10 protein-coding genes and 1 pseudogene are annotated in these 8,871 nt (G+C 61.4%); 3 read left to right on the top strand and 8 right to left on the bottom strand.

What is annotated here, in order from left to right; genetic code table 11:
- The 4 genes and pseudogenes from HX811_RS17870 to HX811_RS17855 form a co-directional block, all read right to left on the bottom strand.
- Positions 1 to 251 (bottom strand): annotated as a pseudogene (locus HX811_RS17870) (IS110 family transposase); the annotation flags it as partial.
- Positions 252 to 533: 282 nt separating this feature from the next.
- The gene (locus HX811_RS17865) at positions 534 to 1,556 is read right to left on the bottom strand and encodes a transporter (protein WP_003211449.1); all 1,023 of its coding nucleotides are present in this window, start codon (positions 1,554 to 1,556) and stop codon (positions 534 to 536) included.
- Positions 1,557 to 1,656: 100 nt separating this feature from the next.
- Complete coding sequence (locus HX811_RS17860; RefSeq protein ID WP_177008452.1) at positions 1,657 to 2,832, bottom strand: GAF domain-containing sensor histidine kinase; 1,176 nt, start codon at positions 2,830 to 2,832, stop codon at positions 1,657 to 1,659.
- 185 nt (positions 2,833 to 3,017) lie between these two features.
- Positions 3,018 to 3,323 carry a PepSY domain-containing protein gene (locus tag HX811_RS17855; protein ID WP_003211453.1) on the bottom strand — a complete coding sequence of 102 codons (306 nt, stop codon included), beginning with the start codon at positions 3,321 to 3,323 and terminating at the stop codon, positions 3,018 to 3,020.
- A gap of 140 nt (positions 3,324 to 3,463) precedes the next feature.
- On the opposite strand from HX811_RS17855, the gene HX811_RS17850 reads away from it, so the two are divergent.
- Positions 3,464 to 4,393, top strand: coding sequence for a sterol desaturase family protein (locus HX811_RS17850; protein ID WP_177046763.1), 930 nt, complete (start codon positions 3,464 to 3,466; stop codon positions 4,391 to 4,393).
- Here the strand turns inward: HX811_RS17850 and HX811_RS17845 are convergent.
- Both HX811_RS17845 and HX811_RS17840 read right to left on the bottom strand, forming a co-directional pair.
- Positions 4,334 to 5,011, bottom strand: coding sequence for a helix-turn-helix domain-containing protein (locus tag HX811_RS17845; protein WP_177046761.1), 678 nt, complete (start codon positions 5,009 to 5,011; stop codon positions 4,334 to 4,336). The two genes, HX811_RS17850 and HX811_RS17845, sit on opposite strands and share 60 nt — an antisense overlap.
- Positions 5,012 to 6,139: a glycerophosphodiester phosphodiesterase gene (locus HX811_RS17840; RefSeq protein ID WP_177046759.1), complete on the bottom strand. Its 1,128-nt coding sequence runs from the start codon at positions 6,137 to 6,139 to the stop codon at positions 5,012 to 5,014.
- A 232-nt stretch (positions 6,140 to 6,371) separates the two neighbouring features.
- Between HX811_RS17840 and HX811_RS17835 the strand changes: the two genes are divergently transcribed.
- Positions 6,372 to 6,695: a DUF2025 family protein gene (locus HX811_RS17835; RefSeq protein WP_008432956.1), complete on the top strand. Its 324-nt coding sequence runs from the start codon at positions 6,372 to 6,374 to the stop codon at positions 6,693 to 6,695.
- Between the two features lie 171 nt (positions 6,696 to 6,866).
- Here the strand turns inward: HX811_RS17835 and HX811_RS17830 are convergent, their stop codons facing one another.
- On the bottom strand, positions 6,867 to 7,190 hold the full coding sequence (locus HX811_RS17830) for an antibiotic biosynthesis monooxygenase (RefSeq protein WP_177027668.1): 324 nt from the start codon (positions 7,188 to 7,190) through the stop codon (positions 6,867 to 6,869).
- Positions 7,187 to 7,882 carry a CTP synthase gene (locus HX811_RS17825; protein ID WP_177046757.1) on the bottom strand — a complete coding sequence of 232 codons (696 nt, stop codon included), beginning with the start codon at positions 7,880 to 7,882 and terminating at the stop codon, positions 7,187 to 7,189. The genes HX811_RS17830 and HX811_RS17825 overlap by 4 nt, the downstream gene beginning before the upstream one ends.
- A gap of 79 nt (positions 7,883 to 7,961) precedes the next feature.
- Between HX811_RS17825 and HX811_RS17820 the strand changes: the two genes are divergently transcribed.
- Positions 7,962 to 8,846: a LysR family transcriptional regulator gene (locus HX811_RS17820; protein WP_003211467.1), complete on the top strand. Its 885-nt coding sequence runs from the start codon at positions 7,962 to 7,964 to the stop codon at positions 8,844 to 8,846.
- The last annotated feature ends 25 nt before the right edge of the window (positions 8,847 to 8,871 follow it).

Here is an 8,871-nt window from a genome sequence, read left to right as displayed (position 1 = left end):
TTAAGGCGGTAGCCATCAATCAAGTAAACCTTATGGCCCATCCCGTGAGCCAAATTGACCGTATCCAGGTGATAGATATTGGTCGCCTCAATCGCGATGGCACTGTCCACGGGGAGGGATTTGAGCCACGCCTTCAGCTCTGTTTTGTTGTTCGGCACAATCTTCAATTCGTCTGTTTCAAAGTGACAGGCCACGACTTCAGCTTTAGCGACATCCACGCCGATGATTGATTGCAAGACAGTCATTGCCATGAAAAACGCTCCGGGTTAGGGTTTATGGGCTTGTCGGGGCTTCACCGTTGCGCTGGCTTGCTTCTATCGTCGGTCATGGCCGATGCATTCCTTATCGGCGCTTTGGTGAAGGGGTGGGGCGAAGTCTCCCACGGTCTGTACTGGCTAGAGTCAGATGCTGGCTTTTAGTCCCACCACCCCTACAAGTCTAACCATACAAGCTGGCTTGCCTGCGATAGCGGTGTATCAGTCACCACCGCTATCGCAGGCAAGCCAGCTCCCACACTTGATCGCATTTCAAATTCAATAATCCTTGCGCTTGCGAAACGCCCAGCGTCCGGCAATCAGGGTGAATGTCGCCACCAGCGCCACCAGAATCCAGAAGCCTTCCGGGTCTGTGGAGAGCGGCACGCCACCAACGTTCATGCCAAAAAAACCGGCAATGATGTTGATCGGCAACGCCAGCACCGTGACCACGGTCAGGGTGAACAACGTGCGGTTGCTCTGTTCGTTGAGGTTGGCGGCGATCTCTTCCTGCAGCAGCTTGATCCGCTCACCCAACGCCATCAGGTCGTTGATGATCAGCGCAAACTCCTCGGTGGATTTGCGCAGCTCTTTCACGTCTTCCTTCTGCAGCCACTGGGGCGGGCGATTGAGCAGCCGCAGCAAAGAGCCGGGCTCCAGCGCCAGCAGCCGTTGCAGGCGCACCAGCACCCGGCGCGCGGCACCCAGTTCGGCGCGGTTGGTGGACAGGCGTGACGACAGCAACTGGTCCTCGATCTGGTCGACGCTGAGGCTGGTCTTGCGCACGATCTGTGTCAGCACCTCGCCCTGGTCCCGCAGCAAATGCACCAGCAGTTCCAGCGGCGAGCGAAAGTGTTCACCGGCCTTAACCGACGAGCGCAGCTTGTCCACCGAATGCAGCGGTTGCAGGCGCGCGCTGATCAGCAGCCGACTGCGGGCGCACACCCATAACGTGGAAATGTCTGAAGACACCATGCTGCTGAAGTTGAAGACCACGTCGTTGACCACCGCCAGCAAGGCCGAGTCCACGTGTTCGATGCGGGTGGAGCGTGAGCCTTCGTGCAAGGCTTCGAAGAATTCTTCCGGCAGGTTCAGGTGCGCCTGCATCCAGCGCTCGCACGCGGCGTGGGCCAGGTTCAAATGCAGCCAGAGGAATTCGTCGGGGTCACCGGGTTGCTGCAAGGCCGCAAGGGCAGTGGCTGAATCAATCTGTTCGCCCTTTTCACCGGGGCGGAAACGAAAACCGTAGAGCAAGCCAAACAGGTCGGAGTCCTGGTGGCTGTGGTCGATGCTGTGGTTCATGGAGGCTCGCAGGGAAAGTGCCTGTAGGAAATTTCACAGGTTCACTTGAGCGCATCATGGCAACAGGATTTGACGGTTTTGTGACGGTTTGAGGTGGCCGTCAATCGCCCGCGGGCAAGCTGAAGCTGAACACCGTGCCGTCCTGCTCGTGGGAAGACACTTCCAGCCGCCCGCCATGGGCGTCGGCAATCTGCTTGACGATGTACAACCCCAGGCCCAACCCGGCCTGGGGCAGGGCGCCCGTCGGTCGGGAGTAGGGCTGGAACAGCAGCGGCATGGCTTGCTCACTGATCAGCCCAAGGTTTTTCACCGTTAACTCAAACGTGCCGGCGTTGACCTGCGCACTGACTTCAACCGGCCCTTGCGGGTTGCCGTGGCTGATGGCGTTGGCCACCAGGTTGGAGAGCAATTGCGCGAGCCGCTCGCGGTCGCCTTTCACACCCTTGAGATTGCCGATGTGGGCGTGAATCAGCCGCTTGGGGTGCACGTGCTGCACCTCTTCCACCACATGCTGCAAAGTGTCTTCAAGCCCGGTGCATTCACTGATGTTCACCGGGATGCCGCTGCCCATTCGCCCGCGGGCAAAGTCCAGTACGTCTTCCACCAGTTGCGAGGCCCGGCGGCCGCTGGCCAGCATGTGCCGCACCAGCGTGTCGGTGGCCGGGTCCGGGTGTTTGCGCAGCAGGCGTTCGGCGCCGACGTTGATCGCGAACAGCGGGTTGCGCAGGTCGTGGCCGAGCACGGCGATGAATTGTTCGCGCAGTTCAGCGGTTTCGCGCTCCTGCTGCAGGTCGGCTTCGGTCTGCTGGAGGCTTTCTTCGGCTTCGATCTGCAGCGACAGCACCCGGGCAAACGACTCCATGGTCGACTGGATGGTGCTGCTGCGCAGTTGCGCCGGGTTCGGGTCCAGGGCACAGATGGTGCCGAAGAAACGCCCGTCGGTGCGGAACACTGGCACCGAGATGTAGCTTTCAAAGTGGTAGATACGCGGCGTGTGGTGGTCGCGGTACAGCGGGTCTTCGCTGGCTTTGTCGATCACGATCGAGACGTGGGAGTCGCGTATTTCGTGGCACAGGGTGGTGGTCAGATCCAGCTCGCCACCCACGGGCAGGCCGAAGTCCAGTTGGTCGCGCACGGCGCAGGCGGTCCATGAATCATCGGTGACCCGGGCCACGGCCGCAAAACGCAAGCCGGTCATCTCGCTGACTACCTGGAGAATCGCCGGGACGGCGCTGATTCTGCCAATGGTGGCAATGTCGACGGCTTTTTGCCCCATGGCGAACGGTTCCGGTCCTGATGCTGCTGGCGTTGTGCCTTGGCTGATGGTTGGGATTCTAGCGAGCTTGGCGGCGTAAGGTACAAATTCGTTCACGCTAATTAGACTAATTGCTCTTCTGGGCGACGAGCGCGCATAAAAAAGCCGCGCGGCCCGAAGGCGGCGCGGCGTTTTTGCGGTTCAACTCAAGTGTCTTGCTTGTTTTCCAGGACTTCGCCGGTCTTGGCATCCAGCTTCACGTCCCACTTCACGTTGCTGGTGTCACGCAGTTCGGTCTCGTAGACCAGGCGGCCGGCTTTGTCTTCCAGTTCGGTGTCAACGATGGTGGCGCCTTTGTGCTGGGCCACAGCCTTGGCGTTGAGCTTTTCAAAATCCATCACGGCACCGGACTTGAGCAGGCTCGGAATCTGGTCCGGGCGAACATCGGCCTGGGCCAAACCGGCGGTAAGGGTCAAGGCGGCAGCAGCGAACAGAGCGGTCAGGTTTTTCATGGTGTGATCCTTTGGGGTGAGCTGTTTAAGTGGGATCAGGTTAACCAGCGCAACTTAACTCACCCTTAAGATTGCGCCGTTTGTTCAATCGGCGGCGAGTGCGGGGTTTCATGCTGGCGTCTCACTTACGGGAGGCACAGATGAAACAGTTAATGGCCTGGGTGTATGCGCCCTTGTTCTGGGCGGGGTTTATCGGGTGGGCGCTGTGGCTGGTGCAGAGGGATGCGCTGCAGTGGCTGGGGCTGGTATTTGTTCTGGCGGTGGCGGTGTCGTTTATCGCCGAGTGGTGGTTGCCCTATGAGCCGCAGTGGAATCGCAACCAGGGTGATCGGCGTCGCGACTTGATTCATGCGTTGGTCAATGAGGGCCTCAATGCGGTGGGCTTGTTGATCTTGCCGGTGCTGACCGCGCTGTTGGCCGTCGACGGTGTATGGCCGCGGGCGTGGCCGCTCTGGGCGCAATTGCTGCTGGCGATCTTCATTGCCGATGCGGGCATCACCCTGATGCATTACGCCAGCCACCGAGTCGCTGCCTTGTGGCGCCTGCATGCGGTGCACCACAGCGTGCAACGGCTGTATGGCTTCAATGGCTTGATGAAGCATCCGTTGCACCAGATGCTGGAAGCCACGGCGGGGTTGACGCCGTTGATCCTGCTGGGCATTCCCACGGAGGTGGCGCTGCTGCTGGCCCTGGCGATTGCCGTGCAGCTGCTGTTGCAGCATTCCAATGTCAACATGCGCCTGGGGCCGCTGCGCTGGGTGTTCGCCTGGGCGCCGGTGCATCGTTTTCATCACATGAAATATGGCCGGGCTGGGGATGTGAATTTCGGCTTGTTTTTCAATCTGTGGGATTGGCTGTTGGGCACGGCGTTTTACAGCCATGACTATCGAATGGGGCAGGGCGACTTGGGGATTGGCAGCCGGCCGGATTTTCCGCGGGAGTATGTGGCGCAGTTGCGCGATCCGTTCAGGACGGTGCAATTGAGCAAGGAGCCGCCGGTTCCCGCGGGTCTAGTCGAGGATTCGTACGTGCAGGTTGCGCAACGACGCCCCGGCCGTGACGCCGAATAGTTGTTTCATGGTCCGGGAAAAATGCGCCGAATCGGCGAACCCGGCGCCATGGGCAGCCTCGGTCAGGGTGCTGCCGCCGAGCGCCAGTCCCAGCGCCACCCGCAAGCGCCGCCACAACACCAGGCGACGTACCGGCAAACCCAGTTGGTTGGCGAACAAACGTTCCAGCTGGCTCAACGAAACGTGCGCCGCCTGTGCCAGGGCGTGGGCCGAGACCTTGCCACTCAGTTGCTGATCCAGCGCCGACAGCGCGCGCTCCACCCTGGCATCTTCCAGTGCGCGTCTCGGCAATTGGCGCAGCGTGCGCTCGAGTGCTTCCAGGGACCGTTCACTGTCGGCCAGGGCGGCCTGCAAGGGGGCGATATCAAAGGCGCCGGGTTCGGCATACACCATCAATACCTCGCCATGGGTTTGGAGGATGGCGTGGGGCATTCTGGACGGGATAAACAGGCGATGGGCCGTGATGACACGGCCATCGAGGCTGGCCGTGACCGGCCCGCCCGCGGAGAACATCAGCTGGTGGGCATAGTGTGCATGGGGCGCGGTGCGCCCCGGTGTGCCCTGGATCAGCCCGTAGTCAGGCCCCAGCCACAGGCGACCTGACCATTCGGGGCTCACTCAGTAACCGTTGTCCTGCAGCAGGTCGGTCACACTCGAGGACGGCCAGCGCTTGTAGTACTTCAGCAGTTCGGCAGCGCGGTTGGTGAAGATGCCATCGACGCCGGCTTTCATGACCTTGTCGAAGTCCACCGGCTCATCCACGGTGTACACGTGCACCAGCAAGCCCTTGTCGTGGGTCAACTGGTTCATCTCGGGTTTGACCAGGTCGGAATAGCTCTGGTCGCCCAGGTTGGTCAGCTGTGCCGAAGGGCCGGTACCGATGGCGCCCAGGCTCTTGGCCTCGTCGATCCATTTTTCGAACTCGGCGGCGTCCTTCGGCTCCTGCTTGGCGTAGTAGGCGGCTTTGCTCGGCTCGCCGGACTCGGCGAAGGGCACCTTGGATTTCGGTTCGATGCTGCCTTCACCTACCCACAACAGCAGGATTTTCGGGGTGTTGGGCATCTCTTTTTGCAGTTCTTTCAGGCTGTCTTTCTCAAAGGTTTGCAGTACCACGCGGCCCTTGCCCTGGCCGACGCCGATGTTTTTCTGGGCCTGGTTGGAGCCGGTGGAACTCAACCAGCCTTTATCCAGCAGTTTGTTCTTCAGGTCGGCCTCGATGCCCGGGAATTGCTTCGGCTCCTTGGTTTCGATGTACAGGCCGGGTTTGTGCTGCGGGTTGCCTTCGGCGATCTTGATGATTTCGTCCAGGCTGAGGATTTTCAGGCCGACGAAGCCTGGGCGGGCGCGATCCGGGTAGGCGGCGTTGAACCAGCTGCCGGCGTCCAGGGTTTTAAGCTCGGCCCAGGTGAATTCGTTGGCCGGGCTGTCCTTGCGCTCCGGGAACTTGGTGGCGACGTCGGTGGTGCGTTGCAGGTTGTTGTCATGCAGGGCGAATAGCACGCCGTCCTTGCTGCGTTGCAGGTCCATTTCCAGGTAGTCGGCACCCAGGTCGCGCGCGACTTTGTAGGCGGCGGCGGTGGATTCCGGTGCATCGAAGGAGGCGCCACGGTGGGCAATCACGGCGGGGTGCGGAATGCCTTCGTTGGTGGCCAATTCGGTAGGGCTGATCGGGCTTGCCGCCTGTGCGTGGCCAAGGCCCAGCATCAGGGCCAGCAGCAGGGCACTCTTGGTAAACGTGACAGGCATATGCGAAGTCCTTTCGTGGAGGTAACTTTGAGAAGGGCTCCTTTTTAACAATTGCTTGCGAATGGCGCTATCACCAAACCGACATTAACGCGTTCACCGGCCATTTTTCTGCACTTTTGTGCGGTGCGATGCAGTACTCTTGCCTTGAAATGCCCCATCAGAGGGCAGATTTTCCTGCCACGCGTGTAAACCATCTTTCCAGTCCAAGTAGGACTTTTCAGTGAGGTTTACCATGCGCATCACCTCCGAGCTTATCTGCCAGGCCGCCGACCAACTCCAGGGTTTTGTCGGCCTGAACCGCAAGACTGGCCAGTACATCGTCCGTTTCAGCGAAGACTCCTTCGGCATGGACGTGGCCGATGACGGCATCATCCCAACCGCCGAGTTTGTCTGGCTGCCGGTCGACGGGCAGGCCATGACCTTGTCCCGCGAGCGGATCCAGTTGTTGCTGGACCAGAACATCGACGATCGCATCAACATCACCGAACCGCTGCGGGTGTACATGCGTCGGGTGGAGATTCCACAGATCAGTGCGGTGCGCAGTCTGGTCAGTTGAGTGCCGCATAGCCCTGCGGCTGGAGCGCTTTTTGTGGCTTGGGAGCTTGCTGTGGCAGGGAGCTTGTGTGGTGAGGGAGCTCCCTCACCACACAAGCTCCCTCACTACAGCAAGCGCCCTCACCACAGAGCCTCCCTTGTCCACATTAAGTGTTTTACACGGGCTGAGGTTTCAGCGCTCGAACGCGTAAGACCGCTCCACCTTGCACACTCGTGTATGGCACGCCAAGTACCAGGTGGCGCGGCCCTGTTCGCGCACCTCAGTGTGTTCGGCGTGCTGCTTCCACGCCAGGATCGCGGCTTCGCTGCTCCAGTAGGACACCGTGATGCCCAGCCCGTCGTCCCCGCGCGCCGATTCCACGCCGAGAAAACCGGGTTGTTGCCGGGCCAGTTCCAGCATGCGGTCGGCGGCTTGTCCGTAACCGTTGTCACCTTCAGTGCGCAATGAACTGAACACCACGGCGTAGTACGGCGGTTTGGGTGTCTTGGCGATCATGCGCAGGCCTTCAGCAGCGCAATGGCCAGCGGCGGGGTGACGTCTTTAAGCGCCGCACGTTCCGGCTGGAACAGGGTGGCGACAAAAAACGGATGGTCCAGCAGCTCCACCGCCCGCAGGTCGCCCGCCGAGTCATGGCCGCTGGCAATCAGGTCGGCTTCCAGCAATGCGCTTTCGAAGTCTGGATTGATGCCATAGCGGCAACGGTAGCCTTCATGGATATCCAGGGTGGCGTAGGCCTCGGCGATGCGGGTATAGGCCATCAAGCGGATGGTGTCGGTCGCTTCCACCAGCGCACAGGTCAGGGGCGTGAGTACTGCACGGGGCGAATCGGGAGCCAGTTCGCCATGCTCGGCGTCGGCCCAGCCCAGCACGTTGCGGGCATATTCCAGCACCGCGTGTTGAAAACCGCCGCAGGTGCCGAGGAACGGGCGCTTTTGTTCACGGGCATACCGGATGGCCAGCAGCGCGCCGTCAAGGTCTCGGTAGGGGCTGGCGGGGACGCACCAGAAGCCGTCGTAGTGCTGCAGTTGTTCGGTGGATTTGATCGTGTCGGTGGCCAGCCAGTCGAACCGCACCGTCAGGCCCAGCGCCGCGCCGGCCTGTTGCAACGCCAGGGGAATGGCCTGGTGGGCGGTGACCTGTGCATCGTAGTCGCCGATCAGGGCCAGGTGCAGGGTGGTTTTATTCATCGAGGGTATCCGTGGCTTGTTGAGTCCTGGCGCTCACTATAGATTGGCGTTCACGCAATCAATATTGGCGTTAACACACATGTTCAATGCAGCGGCGCACTATCAGATCGACTACCCAGACCTTTCCCTGATCCTCGCCCTGGTGCGCGGCGGCACGCTCGCGCGGGCGGCGGCGTTGCTGCGGGTGGATGTGTCTACGGTGTTTCGCGCGGTGCGGCGGCTGGAGACGGCACTGGGCCAGACGCTGTTCGAAAAGAGCCGCGCCGGCTACCTGCCCACCACTTTGGCCACCACCCTCGCCGAGCAGGCCGAACGTGCCGAACAGGCGCTGGAGGCAGCACGGGTGGGAGTGGAGCAGGGCGGTGAAGTGATCAGCGGTACGGTGCGCCTGACGTGCACGGACTCGGTATTGCAGTCACTGTTGCTGCCGGCCCTGGCGCAGTTCATGCCGGGCTACCCGGCGTTGACCCTGGAGCTGAGCACGTCCAATGACTTCGCCAACCTCAGTCGCCGCGATGCGGATATTGCCCTGCGCCTGACCAAGGCACCGCCCGAGCATCTGGTAGGACGTTGCCTGGGCACGGTGTCGTATCGGGTGTGCGCCAGTGCCGACTATGCCCGCCAGCATGCGGGGGAGGAACTGGCGGCCCTGAACTGGATCGCGCCGGATGACTTCCTGCCGGATCACCCCACCGTCACCTGGCGGCGCCAGCACTTGCCGGGAGTGATGCCGGCCTATCGCTGCAACAGCATGGTTTCGGTAACCGAGTTGGTGCGCGCGGGACTCGGCGTGGCCGCGTTGCCGGATTACCTGCTGGGCGCGGACCTGCAACCGTTGAGCCCGCCGCTGGTGGGGCACGACACCGCCCTGTGGCTGCTGACGCGCCCCGATTGCCGGGCCTTGCGCTCGGTGGTGACGTTATTTGATCAGTTGGGCCAGCATGTGCGTTTGCCGGTGAGATAACTGTGGGAGCTGGCTTGCCTGCGAT

This window comes from Pseudomonas sp. F8002, from assembly GCF_013385495.1.
In the GTDB taxonomy this organism is placed as follows: Bacteria; Pseudomonadota; Gammaproteobacteria; order Pseudomonadales; family Pseudomonadaceae; genus Aquipseudomonas.
This window is presented reverse-complemented; position numbering and strand designations above follow the sequence as displayed.